Origin of the sequence: Haloarcula halophila (genome assembly GCF_029278565.1) — an archaeon.
Lineage (GTDB): Archaea > Halobacteriota > Halobacteria > Halobacteriales > Haloarculaceae > Haloarcula > Haloarcula halophila.
Map to the genome: position 1 here is coordinate 3,021,603 of NZ_CP119559.1, position 17,062 is coordinate 3,038,664.

A 17,062-nucleotide genomic window follows, 5' to 3' on the forward strand; every position below is an offset into this window, starting at 1 on the left:
TTGCCCACTGATCGAGGCGATTCTTTTTCACTGACAGCCATCTCTTTTACCCATGGATTGGCTCACCGCGTACAATGGCGTCCCCATCCGTGTTGCCCTGTACCTCTTGATTTTCTGGCCGACAGTCGGTTACTATATCTATAGCGACGCCACGAAGCGTAGTCTATCACTGCCGAAAGCTCGGGGTGTTGCATACGGGGCTCTCGGGTTAGTCGGTCTAGTGATATATCTGTCTCAGAGAGCGAGGAGCGAGGAAGACTCCGCGTGACTCAGCCGTCCGAGGATCCTCACTTGGCAGAGGACTCCAGCTCAGCAACGGTCTCTCCTCAATCACATCTGTCGTCAGCCGCTCATCATCGTGGTCCTGGACGTGCTTGACCCCGCGACGCAACAGCGCGAGCCCGTGTCGAGCGTCACCGGCTGCTAGATCGGCGACAAACGGCACCACGTCGTCGACCTGCGACCCCACCAACCCCTGGGCAACCCGGCTCGCAAGGCTATCACACAACTCCTCGTGACTGTACTTGTCCAGATGGATCGTCGCGGCCGACCGCATCCGTGAGGTCGCCTGCCCTGACAGCGCCGAGAACCACTCATCCTCGTCGGTTGTGATCGCTACTACCGACACGTTCGAGACCTCCGCCAGCGCCAGCAGCGCGCTCTCGTCGACGACGCTCACCTCGTCGAGGATGACCACGACCTGATCGTCGTAGTTCCGGAGCCGCCGAACCGCCTCGACGGCCGGCGTCCCCTCACGCCGGAGGTCAGCACCGAGGTCGGCGTCCCGAACTGCTTCGTGCAAGACACCGGTCCGAGAGTTGACCGAGAGACAGTTCACGTAAGCCCAACGAATCCCGAGCCGTTCGAAGCAGCCGAAGAGTTCGTCGCCAGCCCACACGAGTGGGGCTTCCGTCGGTATCCCGTTGCACACCTCAAATTACTGATTGGCCCGCCCTTGGCTCTCGAGAGTATCCTAAAGCGGTCCCACTAACCGCTGTGAATCCAAAAGAAAATGATAGTTCCCTGTAATTTTTTGTACCCTCGAAGCGATAGAATCGGTAGCAAGGCAGACGTCCGCGCCAACCCGACGTATGGCTGAACGACATCGGTACGACCGACCCCTATTCATTCTATCCGAAGAGACGCGTCGCACGACCGACGAGACAGCCCAATCAAGCAATATCGCAGCCGGGACGGCCGTAGCAGAGGCAGTACGCACCACGCTTGGGCCAAATGGCATGGACAAGATGCTCGTCGACGATGATGGCACGGTCGTTATCACGAACGACGGGCTCACGATTCTCGAGGAGATGGATATCGAGCATCCAGCGGCGCAGATGCTCGTTGAGGTAGCCGAAACGCAGGCTGACGAGATCGGTGACGGAACTACCACTGCCGTCACTCTCGCCGGTGAGTTACTGTCTCAGGCTGAAACCCTTCTGGACCAGGGTCTCCACCCCACGACAATCGTCTCGGGATATCGACAGGCCGCCAGCCAAAGCGAACAGCTTCTCGAACGTATCGTGACTCACGTGGATACGACCGACAGGGCACCCCTTCGGCGTGTGGCCAGGACTGCCATGACTGGGAAGGGTGCCACAGCTGACCATTTGAGCGAGTTGGTCGCCCGTGCGGTCCAAACAGTGCAGGTGAATGGGGCAGTCGACTCCGACAGCATCCGGATCGAGACAACCAGTGGAACCAGTGAAGACTCTGAGCTACTCGAGGGCGTCGTGCTAGATGCGAGTCCAGCCCACGAGACCATGCCAACCGCGGTCACAGACGCCAACGTCGCCCTGCTGGACACAGCCCTCGAAGTCCCTCAGACGGATTTGGATACCAAAATCACGGTTTCCGACCCGGATCAACTACAGGCCTTTCTCGATCAGGAAACTGCCCAACTCGAATCACGAGCCGAGGCACTGGTGGATGCCGGGGCGGATGTCGTTGTCTGTCAGGGTATGATTGACCGATTGGCCCAGGCATATCTGGCCCAAGCGGGTCTGTTGGCAGTGAGCGATGTGGACCAAGCCGACCTCGAGAGCCTTTCGCAGGTAACGGGCGCTCGCATCGCCGGCGCGCCCACCGATATCGGGACTGAAGATCTAGGGTTCGCACGAAATATCGCACAGGAACAGTTCGGTGAGGCGGAGCGGCTCGTAGTCACGGGCGCTGCTGACGTTGCGACTGTTACGCTGCTGATCCGAGGGGGCACCGAACATGTCGTCACCGAACTCGAACGGGCCGTACAAGATGCCGTCTCGATGGTCGCCACAACAGTGGCGGATGAGCGGCTCCTCCCTGGTGGTGGTGCCGCAGCGACGGAACTCGCGATGGGTTTGCGTGAGTATGCTACGACTATTGACAGGCAGGAGCAACAGGCCATCGAAGCCGTCGCCGCCGCCCTCGATACCATTCCGCAAACACTTGCCGAGAACGCAGGCAGTGACTCGATAGATACACTTGTCGAACTCCGCACACAGCACGACGATGGGGTGCTCACCGCTGGGGTGGATGCTGGGACCGGCGAGGTTGTTGATATGGGGGCGGCTGGTGTCGTTCAGCCGCTCTCGGTACTCGTCCGGGCCATCGACTACGCTACCGAGGCCGCTGGGATGATTGTTCGCATCGACGATGTCATCAGTGCGGGCGAACAGCTCGACATATCCGGTGCCCAGGGTGGTACAGCACAACCGGTCGGACAGGAGTCCGAAGAAGGCGTCCGGCAGGCCCGACAGCGAGCGACGAAGCCAGCGACTGCTGCTGTCGAAGCGCCCGACAAGGTGCTTCCGAACGATCCGTTTGATCTCGATATTCACGTCGACGGGGAGTTTGATACGCTCTCCGTCGTACTCCCCGAGGGCATCGATTACATAACCGATCCAGAGGAGATGCCGTCTGTGGAGGCGACTGGAGCAAGGTCACTTCAGGTCGAAACTACAGACGAGCGTGACGTCTTCCGGAAGCTGGAATGCGTGTATACGCGGCTCCCTGACTCACCCACAGCGTCTGTCGAAATCGAGATCAGGCTCAGAAGTAGCGAACAGGAAGTCAGAACGTATACTGAGTCTGTAACAATCCAACGGCCGGAGTTAGACACCCGGGTGTCAACGGTCGCCCGCAAATCTGACGAGGAGACTCGGGAATTGGCGATCGAGTTACGTAACACCAGTCCTCTCCGGCTCGACGTAGATATCAAGGCCTTCGCCGATGGCCGCCCGGTTGCTGTCTACACCAGCCCAGTCAAGGAATTGGTTACCGGATTCCTCAACATCGGACTCCACCGGTTGACTGCAGCGGAACTGGTTGCTGGACCGCTCATTGACGATGAGACGAAGCAGGCGACGCTATCCGACGCTGTCCGTTCCGTCGAACAAGCCCTGGCCGAGGGCACCGTCGATCCGCCAGAACCGTACGAGCAACCAGTCTTAGCCGATTTGCTGGAATCACTGCAATCGATGCTCAACAAAGACAATATGACGCCGCTGTCGGACTTCTACCCGGAGGTAATCAGGAGCGTCTTGCGGGTAGAAGGGCGTGAGTATCCAGCCGAATCGATCCGGCTTAACGAAATTGTCGACCAGTTTCGGCTACCGCCCGACACGTCGGAATTCGAGATTATGATCTGGTATTCGGATAGTGCCGGTAACCCGTACCCACCACATAGCCACACGGTCACTATACCGGGGACAACCGACCGAGTTGAACCGCTCCGTATCGACCCACGAATTCGCGGAATCCACGCGGAGGAGGAATAATGACCGACGTCACCGGGACGGGGACACTTCGGGCGTCGACGGTGTTCAGACTGCTTGGTGATATCAAAGACTTGCTTGCCGACTTCCACCCTGAGCTGTACAGGGTCGCTATTCATGGTAAGCGGCTAACAGCCGAACTGGAGTTTACGGTCGAAATCTCACGGAGTGTACTCGATCGTGCTGGCAGCGCCATTACGCTGGAAATCCCGGAGCAATACGAGTTCGAATACCTCCGCCGAGACGACCGGCTCGTCCATCCAAAGCCGTCGCCAGTCGATCCACCGACCACGAGCACATACCAGTGGAAAATCCCTGCGCCCGATCCCGGCGAGTATACGCTTGCCATCACCGGTCCGATCTCAGCGGAATTCTACGAGACGCTCGTGGAGACTGATGACCGGGAACGGAAGACGATCAGGACCGAATACACCAACGAAGTCAGACTGAAATACACGCCACTTGCTGATACCGAAACCCTCATCGAGTGGTGTACCGGGACAACGGAGTTCGACAACCGGTATCTACTCAGAGAAGTACGAGAGCGTCTGGATGAAGTCGACTTGGACGAGGCATCCCTCTCCGACGACTGGACACACCCCGGTAGTGGGCAGTCTTACAGCGCTAACACCACGACGTCGGACGACGACGCAGTTGTCGAACTCGTTGATCAACTCCGAAACCGGGTGGAAGAAGGATATATAGAAGCTCACATCCAAGTCCCTGGTGACTACTTTGAATACGACGACACTACCTTCGAGCGCAACGAACTTGGACTGCCAAAGTCTTTCACAGTCACGGTCGTCACTGATTTAGGAGACGAGTCGGTGGTTACCAGAGAGAAGGTCACCTTCGATAAGTCCGAGTTTTGGGACCATCTCGACACGACACTCGATGCAGTACGGTGACTGCGTTGAATAATATCGGAGATACTCCCGGCGATCATAAATCACTGTTTACCTGTACGTTCTAAATACTACAGAATATCGAAGCGAAACGTAGGTGGACAACTCCTGCAGTAGTCAACACCGTTACAGACGGACCTTCGAGAGAGTGACACGCAGATAGTCAACACTACCATCACTGCTTATGAACTTGTCAATCGGACCAGAACGCCCACCCGCTATCCTACACACCGACACCGAAGTGCTCCCGCTGACTCGCGGTTACCTACCACCTGCCCATGACCCACGACCGCATCCACGCTCGACGACCGACCCACCATGCCGACCGCTGGACCGAAGGCACGATCGAAACACTCGAACAACGAGATGGCCACTGCCACGTCACTGTCCGCCCACCCGAGGGCGGCCCCGTCGAACTCGTCGTCACACTGGCCGTTCGCGATCTCTTCCTCCGACGACTGGACCTCGACGACGACTCCCCGATCGGCGAACGGGTCTGGTATCGGAAACACGGTGGGACGTAGGGGACAATTATAGCGTCCAGCGCTTAGTATCGAAGAAAGAGGAGCCCTATTCGCTACCGGCCTCATCGACTGCGGCCGTGGCAACTTACACTGGATGTGAAGTAGTTCATCGACCTCGAACTCCAGCCAGTGAACCGCGCACGTTTCAGCGATCTCCCGCTTTTGCTCGAGCGTCATATCCTCTCGACTCAGTACATCCTCGATCGCCTCGACCGGTGCGGGCACGTTGTCACACGCGTAGGCCACGGCGTCCGACCGGTTGCACCCGTAGAACTCACTGGCCCCCTCGACTGCGTGGTACCGATACTCGTTCCCGTCACCGGTCCGAATCCGGATCGACCCTGGTATCTCCTCGGCCATACTCGTGAACACGACCCCCAGAATCCCAGTTTTTCGCCTACCTGGCCCCCCAGAACACTCGAAACACCGGGGACCTTTCACTAGATTGAGACAACACCGACCGCGAACTACGACCACCAACTGGATATGAACACATCGATGCCGGGGTTCGTGTTCATATTGCTGCGAGCGCTCGCGTCGACGCACAACCGCGGGCGGTCGCGCCGAAACCGCGAAGACCGGGATTCTTCGGTTCCCTTCGTCACTACGAACCGGGTTCGAGTCTCGACGACACACCGTGTTTCGAGTGAAAACGACGGTTTCTATTACGATCTATCAGACAAGTCGTCGCTACTGTATTCTCACTCTCTTCGGTACCACCCGCAGGATCCTGACTATCCGTGTCCCGCAGGAAGGGTCAGTCACACTGCGTCACGTTCGGTTTTGATCTGGTCGACGTACGTCTCAACGACATTCTTGATAATCACCTCTCCTGCCTCAGCGGTTGCTTGTGTCGGATCGCCAAGGACACCGTTCTCGGTGATTGATTCGAATCCCTCACTCAAGAGACGAGCTGGCGAGATATCGCCTTCGGGTCCGGACTCAATGGCCTCTGCTCTGACGAGGTCCTGATCGATGGCCATCACCATCGCGGTTTCGGCAGCGCCAGCGTGGATCACGTCCTGATCGTACTCGATACCTGCATCGCTAAGCCCCTCGTTCAGTAAGTTCATGTGTTCGTCAAGGTCAGCAAGCGGAATTACCGTTGCGTTAAGTTCGCGGGCGATGTCGGGAGCGACGGTCTTGACCGGTCCGAAGTTCCCACCATGAGTCGGAATAAGGACGATGTATTCGAAGCCATGTTCATCGAGAGATCGGCAGTACGTCCGGATCACGTTCATGAGTGTCTCCGGTGGAACGGTGATCGTACCGGGGAACTCCATGTGATGGCCTGAACAGCCAGGGCGAATCGTCGGGGCTGCGAGGGCATCACCCAGTTCTGTCGCAATTCGACGTGAGATCTCGTCCCCGTCCAGTGTATCCATATTCAACGGGAGGTGTGGACCGTGTTGTTCAATCGAACCCACGGCTACGATTGCCGTCCGGGATCCATCTTCAATAGCGGACTCGACTTCTGGCCAGACCATCTCCTCAAGACATACTGATTCGCGAGAAGGCATGCATCAACACCTGTCCTGTCGGACCAAAATCAGTTGTGGTGGTGTGGGACTGGCTCACATAGGCGCCTGCGAACAGGTGGGCCGGCCGAACCGGCCCGTCTAGCCGGTCGTCACCGTCTACTTGTTAGGCCACACCCTAACACTCCAACTGTTAGGGAACACACTAACAAACATCGATGGCCGATGATGTCGAGGTGCTCGAAGACGAGATTCAGGCCTACGACGATGGCACCGTCGTTCGGATACGCATCCTCGATGTGCCGGCCTCGGAGCAGTATCCCGAGGGCAAGTACGCCTTCCACTACGGCGAAGCCGGCGCAGACGACCACATCATCCGCTTCGACAACCACCACGCACGAGCTGCACATCGGTGGCCAGGTCTTCGAACTCGAGTTCTCGGGTGACGTTGGACTCTGTGGCCTCGAGTCGGGCAGCGATGTCGAGGCTGCACCCTGACCCGCCTCACCGGTAACGGGTCGTCCTGACAGTGGCCGGTGCCGATATCTGTCGGTGAAATTGATCAAACGATTTTATGCTGCACGTGCCAAGACGACTGCAATGGGTGGCAGAAGTCGTGGTGCGTCGTCGGTAATCGGGGTACTGTTACTGGTTGGTGTGACCGTCATCGTGGCAGGGCTGCTCTCCGTGTTCGCACTCCAGATCGGTGATTCAGCCACGCGGTCCGCGCCGACAGCTGAGTTCGAGGTCGATACCTGTACTGATTGTGGAAGCCTGGCGCTCGCCGACGATCCCAGTCGGAGTGGAACGACGAACTTCCTGAATATCACGTTCACCCACGGTGAGACACTCGACGCCGAGAACGTAGCTGTCTACTTGGAGGGACAAATCCTGTTCGACCCGTCGAAGACAGGGAGTGCGGCGTATTACCAGCCTGCCAATTACGATGGCGCCGCCAGCAACGATCTTCGCTGGTCGAGCGACCAAATCGCGGCCGGTGAACAACTGATTCTCGAAGACGATGCGGATGCCAGTGCTACGGAGCCAGTGTTCCGGGAGGGGCAAGTCGTCCGTGTCGTCTGGACACAACCCGATACCGGCGAGTCGTATACGCTGGTCAAGCGGACGCTCAGATACTAAGGCTGCGAATACCAACTGGTGACGGCCAGTTCGATCCCGAGTGACGAAATTCGTGGAATGTAGAGCCTGTCATAGAAACATCCTCACGATATTTTTTCACCGACATCTGGCTGAATCACCCGGTCAGTAAGCGTGCATACTGACGACAGAGTGAATCTGAAATAATTATGTGTTAATATTTCATTAGATGGTACGGACAAAATTTTAATTGCTATGCCCTCACCTGCCTTTGTGTATAATGCCAAGCAGCGGAAAATCCTCTGCCGACCGAGACACCGATGTAAATGACGGCATGATCGCCAACGCGCAGGGCGCAGTGAGCGTCGTGCTCACAACCTCCGAATCGGTCGACGATCAGCTCGAAGGGATTCAAACCGCAGCCACCACACAGGTTGAGGAGATGGACGCCGTGGCCAACGATATCTCCAAGCTGAGTGCCACCATCGAGGAGATCTCTTCGTCTGCCGAAGAGGTCAATCAGACAACTAACCGCGCAGCCGAGATGGCCAATGCAGGCCGCTCAGCCGCCGACGAGGCAACGGACGCGATGGAAACGGCCTCCGACTCGACAGAGCAGGTACAAGAGAACGTCGAAGCCTTAGAGCAGAAAGTCACCCAGATCAACGAGGTCGTCGATATGATCAACCAGATCGCCGAGCGCACCAACATGCTCGCATTGAACGCCTCAATCGAGGCCGCCCGCGCAGACGAGGCGGGCGATGGCTTCGCGGTCGTCGCTGACGAGGTCAAATCTCTCGCCGAAGAGTCTCAGTCCCGCACTGAAGAAATCGAAGCAACACTCACTGAAATTCAGGATTTGACCGCTGACGTGACCGAGGCGCTCGACGAGGCCGTCACAGCGGTCGAAAACGGAGCCGATCGAGTGCAGACGACCGATGAGAAACTCGAATTCGTGAGCGACGAAATTCAGTCGGCCGCCACTGGGATCGACGAGGTCTCAATGGCCGTACAAGAGGGCGCCGAGGCAGCGACCCGCGTCGCCGGCGTAACCGACGAAACCGCTGACGCAGCCCGGGAAATTAGCGGTTCGGTCGACGATATTGGTGACGAACGCGCCGACACCACTGACCTCCTCAACGAAATCGACGACGCGCTATCGGATGCCCGCGAAGGGCGCGAAGCCCGACTCAGCAACGCCGACACTGTCCCAACCGGCATCGACGAGTTCGACCGAATGGGTGGTCTCCCAGCCGGTTCACGGTCGGTAATCGCGGCTGACACAGGCGACGAGTCGGTCTCCACTGATGTCGTTGACAGTGCGGTCGCCACCTGCTGTGCGGCGGCTATCGACGCTGGATGGGCCGCCTCACTGTCGCCGACGGCTACGCTTGACCGTCACACCCTTGACAATGCCCTCGGTGCGAGGGCCGACGTGACACTCACCGACGCTTTAGCAGGCAACCGACTGTTCGTGCTTGATCTGTTCGGATCGTGGAATCACGATGAGAACGTAATCAATGTCACAGAACACGGGCTTGATACGGCTAACTCACGTGTCGATAGACGGCGCGACCGCCCGCTGTTTGTCATCGGCAATATCGCCGGCGAACTGGACCTCATGGGCGAAGAGGCCGTCAGGGAAAATACCTACGAGAATGATGGTGACGTGTTGAGCGACGACGATCTCGTTGTCAACGTCATAGACGAAGCAACTGTTCCCGAGCAACTCACCTCATTCTACCTCGGGGCAGCCGACCGGAGCTGCCGGCTTGACGGCACACAGCAACGACAAAACGGTACTAGATCAACGCTTGGCCGATAGCGATGCTAACGCAGCCCCATTATCCGGAAGCTATCCTGATCCCATCGCCTGCATGCCTGTCGCCCTCGTCTCGAAATGAGTGTTGATGCTGAGGAATACGTATCAAGATGTAGTAAAAGGGGAAACCTGAGAGCCGAGTTCTCTCACATATTGGCCTCGGCTACAGCGACACCTGCAGTGTCACTGCTCTTGTGCTGACTACACCCTCTATATCTTGCATGGCGTTTCTAATAGACTTCTGAGAAGTAGTCGGTGGGATCAGTAAGTGAGCAACCTGTACTGACCACCCACGGATGACTGGTACGGGGTTGGGAACGGTTCTACGACACGCTCTCCTCGTGATATTCACCCTCCTATCGCGCACACTAATTCCGACAGATCCTGTAAAAATTCCATACCACGAAGATTATTCGCTCAAGGAACGAGCCGCGTTAGCGGCGAGTGAGTAGGGCGGGACAGTTCACTCGTCAGTCGGGCCACCGTACACGTCGTCGGTGAGCAACTGCTGGGCCGCGATCCGCTGGATCGCGTCACACCGGAAGGTCACCGCGCTCGTCGCACACGCGCAGGATAGAGGCTCCTGAGTCGAGGCGTTCGACCGAGAACGTCCGATCCTCCGGCGACCGTCCTCGGTGAGCAACCCGTCTCGCTCCGGGAAGTCTTTCGGGATCGGCACCAGCCCCGAGCCGTTCTTGTCCTGTAGCTTCTGCGGCATAGCAGAACCACCCAGCTATTCGCTGATAAATGGCCCCGACGATACCAGAGTTTGTGGAACCTTTGGCCAAAAAATTGTACAGAGCGGCGCGGCTTTTGTAGAGCCCAGAAACACGCGGCCAACCCGCGGACGGGCCGCGAGGGATACCACAGGTATGCCACCGACCGACGCCGGCCAGACACTGCCGTCCTTGCCAAGCAGTCACACGGCCGATTGGACCGCGTGGCAGGCGCTCGCGCCGCTCGCCATGCTCCAGCCACGCCTCGCGCTGGTCCAACCGCTGTACGATCATCGCTCGCGGTTCTGCCAGCGGGTTCCGCGGTATGCCCTTCGGGAGTGGATTCGATAGCCGGCGCACACATGCCTTCCAGGCACGCACCCGCTCGATGGAGTCCATCCTGTCGATCAGCGTCAGGACGATCCGGCGCCGATCGGCGTCGGTACCCAGATCCCGATCGAGCCCGCTCGCCGGGTCCTCGCCGATGCGCTCCTGCGCTCAGGCACAGCGCAGTCGCTCGTCGCGGGCGCCCCCTTGTGTGGTGGCGGGCATCGGTCACCGCTTACCCAAATTGCAGGACTGTACGTTGACCGCCTGTGAGGATGCTGGTGAATACAGGGGTTGTTATACTTGTATCCGAGACAACAGGCCGGGGACCAGGAGCCTCTGACATGGAAGCAAAGCCTGGCTTCCCATGTGTTCGGGACCGACAGCGGTTGCAGTATGGGACGTCGTGGACAGTGACAGCTACAGTCTGTCTCGCTGATTCGCCGAGCGCGGCACCTCGGCCCCGATACACACTTTCGAACACTACTCACCGGCTCTACCTCTCCCGACGCTCGCCATCGAGATCTAGCGACACCAGGTCCCACTGCGGATACGCGTCGTCACGACCCCGTGAACACTCGTAGAGCCGAAGCGTCGTGTACGGATACGCCACTCCACAGCGTTCCCGCCGATCCGGGTTACTGGCAGTGTGCGTCGGCACGATCTCCCGACAGTCTTCGCAGAGCCGACAGGCCAGCAGCAGGCCGTCGTCGCGGCCGTAGTCCAGCAGCACCGGGTCGATCGGACCGAGCGTGGTCCCACAGCCGTGAGAGCGCGTTTTTGCTGGCGTCACCGACTCGTCGAGCAGGTTCGGACAGCCCCCGAGGTGCCCGTACTCGACGGCTGCGGTCGGTGACGCGGAGATACGGGCGCGGCAGTGCGGACAACGCCAATATTCGGTAATCTACGGACCGATATCTCTGGGGATGTAACGTTTCAGATAAGTGCCCGGGGAGGGCTCCGAACCCTCGATCTCCGCATGGCCCAGGTCCGGGGTGTGACGAGTACCCCACGGGTCATGCCGGTTGGTACCGCATGAGTCTGACGACCCTATGAGTGCGGCGCTATGTCCAGCTAAGCCACCCGGGCGCGGGTGCAATGCCTGCTTGGCCGCTTTCCGTCTTGAAGGTTCCCATCTCCGTCGGTCCTGTGGGACACTCCCACCCGCGGATTTAAGCCACCGGACCCGGACGTACTGACCATGGAGATACCAGACCTCGTCCGGGAAGAACTCGGGGACGAGGAGGTCCAGGCCGGCGTCAGCCTCGGCGACGAGGATATCGTCTGTTTCACGCCGTCCCGGACGCTCGTCTACCGAGGCGAGGGGTTGCTGAGTGACGAAGGGGTCGAGGCGTTCCCCCACGAGTTCGAGCGTCTCTCCGTCTCGGAAGGACGGCGGAAGGCGACGTTCTCGCTCGCCTACGTCGACACCAAACGTGAGTTCTCGGTCCCGGTCAAACGCAGCGAGGGGGTCCTCGAACGGTTGCTGGAGAGTTCACTCAGTGCAGCGGGCGTCCTCGACGAGGAAGAGACGGTCGCTGGCGTCTATCGGTTCAGCGAACTCACGCTCGTGGTCACGTCCGCACAACTGCTCAAACACGTCGGCAGCGTCACCTGGGACGGCGACTTCGAGCAGTTCGCCTTCGAAGCGGTGACGGGTCTGGAGTTCGAGGAGGGGAGCGTCGCCACGGCGATCGTCCTCTCGGTCGACGGCCGCCCCGAGCGGATCAAAGCCCCGTCGAACAAGGCGCCGTCGTTGCGCCGGACGCTCCAGCAAGCGCTGTTTGCGTACCACGACGTATCGTCGCTCGATGCGCTCAACGAGAAGGTGGGCGAGGACGAGGACTCAGAGTCGGACGTGTCGGGACTGGGACTCGACGCTGGGATCGATCCGCTGGTCGGCGACGACGAAGCCGCGGCCGAGGGGACGGAGGCGAGTGGACCCGACGAGAGCGGTTGGGAGCCGACCGACTCGGCCGACGCGGGCGCCTCCGGGTCCGGGACCGACGGCGATTTCGCCGCGCTGGAAGCACAGGTCGAGGAACTGGCCGAGCTGGTCGAGCAACAGAACGAACAGCTCCAGCGCCAGGAGAAGGTCATCAAACAACTCATCGCGGAACTCCGGCAGGGCCGCTAGTCCGCGGTTCAGTTCTCACGCCCGAGGACTTTCCTGATACACGTCGAGCCGAACGGGCCGAGTTCGCCGCCGTCGAGCTGGACGAAGTGCCCGGTACTGATAGACGCACCACAGCGCGCACACGAGAACGACCCCTCGCGGACGATCACGTCGGCCTCGAAGTTCACGTACGTGCCCTGTGAACGCGGGCGGACGAGCCCGTCCTCGCGATCGACGACGCCACGCATGACCGCGGTATCGAGGATCTCCCGCTGGAGCTGTGGGTTCGTCGTCACCGTCTCGATGCGGTCGATCGCGTCCGCGACCGATAGCTCGGCGTGTTCGAGGTGAGCGAGCAGTTCGACCCCGAGTTCGACGGGGTCCTGGTCGTCGGCTGGCACACCCGCCTGTGGGACCCCCGGCGGATTAACCCTTACCACAAGAGGTTTGCCGATCCCAGTCGGTACGAGTAGTAGATGGATCGTCTCGCGAAACGACAGTTGGTCGGGAGCGCCGGACTGGTGGTGGTAGTCGCGCTGGCGACCCTGTTGCTCTCGCCGGCGCGGGTGGTCTCGGAGGTGATGCATCTCGCGGACCACCCCGTCTATCTCGCGGGCGTCATCGTCGGTCTCTATCTGATCCGGCCACTGTTCGCGTGGCCGACGATGCCGTTGTCGGCGTTTGTCGGGTTCGTCCTCGGAATCGAGTACGGCATCCCGGTCGCACTGATGGGCGCGTTGGTCACCTGTCTCATCCCGTACCGGTTCGCCCTGGAAGCCGGCGAGCGAGGCGGGATGTTCGGCTGGCTCGGGGACTCCGGCCGGCGACTCATCGAGGTGACTGGCGAGACACGGGGGGTCCTGGCCGCGCGGCTCTCGCCGGTGCCTGCCGACCCAGTCTCCTACGGAGCGGGTTTCGCCGGCGTCTCGACGCGGGCGTTCGTCGTCGGGACGTTCGTCGGCGAGATCCCCTGGGTCGTCGTCGAGGTGATCGCCGGCGCGTCGATGCGATCGCTCGCGCTCGACGGCCTCTCGGTCGACGCGCTCCCACACGTCCTCGTTCTCGGTGGTGTGCTGGCGGTACTCCTGATTGCCGGGCCGGCGTACCGACACGTCAACGGTCGTCCGGAGTCGTCCTGAACTCGAACCGTGCGCCACCAGCCTGACTCTCGGTGAGTTCGATCGTCCAGCCGTGGGCCTGTGCGATGTCTTCGACGATCGCGAGCCCGAAGCCGGTGCCGTCGGGGCTGGTCGTGTGCCCTCGCTCGAACACCCGCTCCCGTTCGGACTCGGGGACGCCGGAGCCGTCGTCGGCGACGTAGAACCCGTCGGCTCCTCGAGGCCCGACGGTAACCGTCACGTGGTCGGCGCTGTGTTCGACGGGGTCACCGGACTTCGTCCGGTTGTTCGTGGGGTCGTGGTCCACCGCGTCACCGGACGCCGTCCGGTTGCCCGTGGAGCCATGCTCCACGGCGTTGCGAAACAGGTTCTCCATGAGTTCCCGTAGCCGAGCGGCATCGGCCTCGATCGCGGGTGAGTCGACTACCGACGGGGACGCAACCGGAGCGTCGACGTTCTCCCAGGCCTGTTCGGCGATGAGACCGACATCGACGGGGTTGGTCTCGCCAACCATCTCTCCCTCTCGGGCCAGCGTGAGCAGTTCGTCGATGAGCTGTTCCATCCGGTCCGCGGAGTCGATGGCGTCGTTCAGATGGGAGATGTCACCCGTCTCGACCGCCAGTGAGAGCCGTCCCTGCACGACGTTGAGCGGGTTTCGGAGGTCGTGACTGACGACGCTCGCGAACTCGAGAGCTGTCGTTCCCGCTGGACACGGTCAGCGACGTTTCGGATGACGCCCGCGGTTCCGATGAAACTCCCGTCTTCGGAAGGCAGCAGCACGATGTTGTTCTCACAGGGGACGTGTTCGCCCCAGCGAGTCACGATGTCCATCTCCAAGGTGACGTGGTCTCGTTCCGGCTCCGCCAGCAGCTCCCGGATTCGTTCCTGGCCACGCTGGACGTCGTCCTCGGTCATGATCGTACTGATATGATTGCCAACCAGCTCGGCGGGTTCGTATCCGGTCAACGGTTCGATGGCATCGTTGACGAACGTGAATACCCCCTCGTCGTCGAGCGTGTAGACGGGGTCGCCGACAGCCTGGACGATCGTCTCGTATCGCTTTAACTCCTGCTCGCGTTTCTTTCGGTCGGTGATGTCCCGGATCACGCCGACCGTCCCAACGAACGAGCCGTCCTCGACCAGTGGTGCGATCTTGTCCTCGTTGATCGTCCGCCGGCCCGAGGCGTCGATCGTCTCCATCTCGAAGGTCTCCCAGATCCGGTCGTCGTCGTCACACAGCGTTTGGATGATCTCGGCTCCACGCTGGACATCCGCGTCGGGCATGAACTCGCTCGGGTGTTCGCCGACGATCGCCGAACGGTCGTATCCCAGGTGGTCCGCCAGCGCCTCGTTTATCATCTGGACCGTCCCGTTTTCGTCGAGGACGTACATCGCGTCGCCGACGTTCTCGACGAGCGTCTTGTACTGTTTGAGCTTGTGCTGGCGTTCCTTTCGCTCGGTGATGTCCCGGACGACACCGACAGTCCCGATGAACGCTTCGTCGTCAGTCAGGACCGCGATGTTGTTCTCCATCACTCGCGTCTCCCCGTCGGCGGTCGTGACCTGCATCTCGTAGGTCCGCCACTCCGTTCCCCCCGCTCTGAGTAGTTCTCTCGTCAACTCGAGCCCCTTCTGGTAGTCGTCGTCCTCGATGTACGCCCGTGCCGGCATGCCGATGACATCGTCACGATCCGCGTTCAGATGCTCGGCCACCGCTCGGTTGGCCATCTGGATTCGCCCGTCCTCGTCGAGGATGAACATCGGATCGCCGACGTTCTCGACGAGCGTCTCGTACTGTTCGAGCTTCCGTTCGCGCTCGCGACGTTCGGTGATATCCCGGCCGATGCCGGCGATTCCGATGACATCGCCGTCCCTGTCTTTGATGACTGAGCCCCGGAACTCGTACGGGATCTCACGGCCGTCCGTGGTCAACAAGGGGGCCTGAAACGCCCCGTCGCCGATGTCGGTGTGTGGATCGAGTGCCGCGTCCAGTTTCTCGTGGTAGGCTTCGGGAAGTAACTCCGCGCCGTCCATCCCCGCCAGTTCCTCGTCGCTGTAGCCAGTCACCGTGGCGAGCGTGTCGTTCCAGCGGAGGAGACACCCGTCGGTACTGATGAGATAGAAGGCGTCGTCGATGGCGTCGATGAGATCCTCGGTGAACTCCTGTTCGCGCTCTAGTTCCTGTTCCCGTTCCTTTCGAGCGGTGATGTCGGTGATGAACCCTTCGAGGATCTCGACGCCGTCGTCCGTCTCTCTGACGACCCGTCCGCGCTCCCACAGCCACCGTGTCCGCCCCTCGGCCGTCGTGACGCGGTAGCTCACCTCGAACGGTTCTCCGGCGTCGATACAGGTCTGAACACGGTTCCAGAGGCGGTCGAGCTCGGTGTCGTCGATGAGGGAACTCCACGGCACCTCCCGCTCTCGATCACTTCGGCCTCGTAGCCGACGAGATCACTCACACCGTCACTGACGAACTCCATCGGCCAGTCGGGCTCGTTACGGGCCCGGTAGACCATCCCCGGGAGGTTCGAGATAAGCGTCGAGAGCATCCGCTCTGACTCTTCGAGTGCGGTCTTCGCTCGCCGCTCGCTGACCGCTCGCTCGATGCGGTTCGCGCACCGTATACTGGTCGGTTCCGACGTCTTTCTGGAGGTACTCGGTGACACCGGCCGAGATCGCGTCGCTCGCGATCTCTTCGTTCCCCTTGCCGGTAAAGAGGATGAAGGGGAGGTCCGGGTAGTCCGCTCGCACACACCGCAGAAACTCCAGTCCGTCCATGTTCGGCATATCGTGGTCGCTGACGACACAATCGAACGCCGCTTCGCCGAGTCGGTCGAGGCCCTCGCGTGCCGACCTGACGTGGGTGACGGTGATCTCCTCGTGGATCCGTTCGAGATGCATCGCGACGACTTCGCCGAGGTTCTGTTCGTCGTCGACGTGCAGCACGCGGATCTCGCCGGGTCCGCTACTCATTACCACAGATCAGTGGAGCCATCGTTATAAATCCGCCCAGCAGGAGACGCGCCCATCAATCGTAGTAGAACGTATCGGCACAGTCATAGACGACACCGTGATCCGGACAGACGTACTTGCAGTGGCGATGGTACAACTGCCGGCTACATCGCGGACAGGGCCGTCCGCCGGCCTCCTCGTTCATATCCACTCTCAGGCGCGGAACCACTATTGCTCTTTGGGAACGAAAT

At 60.3% G+C, this 17,062-nt stretch carries 14 protein-coding genes, 1 tRNA gene and 3 pseudogenes; 9 read left to right on the forward strand and 9 right to left on the reverse strand.

Annotation, left to right across the window (positions count from 1 at the left end; genetic code table 11):
• Positions 1-217: 217 nt before the first annotated feature.
• Complete coding sequence (locus P0204_RS15950) at positions 218-802, reverse strand: Cdc6/Cdc18 family protein (RefSeq protein WP_276220767.1); 585 nt, start codon at positions 800-802, stop codon at positions 218-220.
• A 289-nt stretch (positions 803-1,091) separates the two neighbouring features.
• On the opposite strand from P0204_RS15950, the gene thsA reads away from it, so the two are divergent.
• From thsA to P0204_RS21135, 3 genes are all read left to right on the forward strand, one after another.
• The gene (gene thsA / locus P0204_RS15955; protein ID WP_276220769.1) at positions 1,092-3,758 is read left to right on the forward strand and encodes a thermosome subunit alpha; all 2,667 of its coding nucleotides are present in this window, start codon (positions 1,092-1,094) and stop codon (positions 3,756-3,758) included.
• The gene (locus tag P0204_RS15960) at positions 3,758-4,663 is read left to right on the forward strand and encodes a hypothetical protein (RefSeq protein ID WP_276220770.1); all 906 of its coding nucleotides are present in this window, start codon (positions 3,758-3,760) and stop codon (positions 4,661-4,663) included. The genes thsA and P0204_RS15960 overlap by 1 nt, the downstream gene beginning before the upstream one ends.
• 275 nt (positions 4,664-4,938) lie before the next feature.
• The gene (locus P0204_RS21135) at positions 4,939-5,184 is read left to right on the forward strand and encodes a DUF7861 family protein (protein WP_379801861.1); all 246 of its coding nucleotides are present in this window, start codon (positions 4,939-4,941) and stop codon (positions 5,182-5,184) included.
• A gap of 183 nt (positions 5,185-5,367) precedes the next feature.
• On the opposite strand, the pseudogene P0204_RS21140 reads toward P0204_RS21135, so the two are convergent.
• Positions 5,368-5,544: pseudogene (locus P0204_RS21140) on the reverse strand (DUF7692 domain-containing protein); the annotation flags it as partial.
• A 401-nt stretch (positions 5,545-5,945) separates the two neighbouring features.
• The gene (locus P0204_RS15970; protein WP_276220772.1) at positions 5,946-6,704 is read right to left on the reverse strand and encodes a creatininase family protein; all 759 of its coding nucleotides are present in this window, start codon (positions 6,702-6,704) and stop codon (positions 5,946-5,948) included.
• 176 nt (positions 6,705-6,880) lie between these two features.
• Between P0204_RS15970 and P0204_RS15975 the strand changes: the two are divergent.
• The 3 genes and pseudogenes from P0204_RS15975 (at position 6,881) to P0204_RS15985 (ending at position 9,585) form a co-directional block, all read left to right on the forward strand.
• Positions 6,881-7,160, forward strand: a pseudogene (locus P0204_RS15975) (toxin-antitoxin system TumE family protein).
• Between the two features lie 102 nt (positions 7,161-7,262).
• A complete protein-coding gene (locus tag P0204_RS15980) occupies positions 7,263-7,802 on the forward strand; it encodes a type IV pilin N-terminal domain-containing protein (protein WP_276220774.1) in 540 nt (179 codons plus the stop codon).
• 238 nt (positions 7,803-8,040) lie between these two features.
• Positions 8,041-9,585: a methyl-accepting chemotaxis protein gene (locus P0204_RS15985; RefSeq protein WP_276220775.1), complete on the forward strand. Its 1,545-nt coding sequence runs from the start codon at positions 8,041-8,043 to the stop codon at positions 9,583-9,585.
• 460 nt (positions 9,586-10,045) lie between these two features.
• Here P0204_RS15985 and P0204_RS15990 read toward each other — a convergent pair whose 3' ends face one another.
• On the reverse strand, positions 10,046-10,300 hold the full coding sequence (locus P0204_RS15990; protein ID WP_276220776.1) for a hypothetical protein: 255 nt from the start codon (positions 10,298-10,300) through the stop codon (positions 10,046-10,048).
• 154 nt (positions 10,301-10,454) lie between these two features.
• Here P0204_RS15990 and P0204_RS15995 point away from each other — a divergent pair, with 154 nt between their 5' ends.
• Entirely contained in the window at positions 10,455-10,649 is a 195-nt protein-coding gene (locus P0204_RS15995) for a hypothetical protein (RefSeq protein ID WP_276220777.1), read from the forward strand.
• Between the two features lie 472 nt (positions 10,650-11,121).
• On the opposite strand, the gene P0204_RS16000 is transcribed toward P0204_RS15995, so the two are convergent.
• Complete coding sequence (locus P0204_RS16000) at positions 11,122-11,418, reverse strand: hypothetical protein (RefSeq protein WP_276220778.1); 297 nt, start codon at positions 11,416-11,418, stop codon at positions 11,122-11,124.
• A 152-nt stretch (positions 11,419-11,570) separates the two neighbouring features.
• Positions 11,571-11,714 (reverse strand) — tRNA-Met (locus tag P0204_RS16005).
• Between the two features lie 112 nt (positions 11,715-11,826).
• On the opposite strand from P0204_RS16005, the gene P0204_RS16010 reads away from it, so the two are divergent.
• Positions 11,827-12,762, forward strand: a complete 936-nt coding sequence (locus P0204_RS16010; protein ID WP_276220779.1) for a DUF7115 domain-containing protein — start codon at positions 11,827-11,829, stop codon at positions 12,760-12,762.
• A gap of 8 nt (positions 12,763-12,770) precedes the next feature.
• On the opposite strand, the gene P0204_RS16015 is transcribed toward P0204_RS16010, so the two are convergent.
• Entirely contained in the window at positions 12,771-13,142 is a 372-nt protein-coding gene (locus P0204_RS16015) for a DUF5830 family protein (RefSeq protein WP_276220780.1), read from the reverse strand.
• A gap of 75 nt (positions 13,143-13,217) precedes the next feature.
• On the opposite strand from P0204_RS16015, the gene P0204_RS16020 reads away from it, so the two are divergent.
• Positions 13,218-13,880, forward strand: a complete 663-nt coding sequence (locus tag P0204_RS16020; RefSeq protein WP_276220781.1) for a TVP38/TMEM64 family protein — start codon at positions 13,218-13,220, stop codon at positions 13,878-13,880.
• Here the strand turns inward: P0204_RS16020 and P0204_RS21260 are convergent.
• Both P0204_RS21260 and P0204_RS16040 read right to left on the reverse strand, forming a co-directional pair.
• Positions 13,855-16,832: pseudogene (locus tag P0204_RS21260) on the reverse strand (PAS domain-containing protein). The gene P0204_RS16020 and the pseudogene P0204_RS21260 overlap by 26 nt on opposite strands.
• Positions 16,833-16,887: 55 nt before the next feature.
• The gene (locus tag P0204_RS16040) at positions 16,888-17,016 is read right to left on the reverse strand and encodes an HVO_2523 family zinc finger protein (protein WP_276220789.1); all 129 of its coding nucleotides are present in this window, start codon (positions 17,014-17,016) and stop codon (positions 16,888-16,890) included.
• Positions 17,017-17,062: the final 46 nt, after the last annotated feature.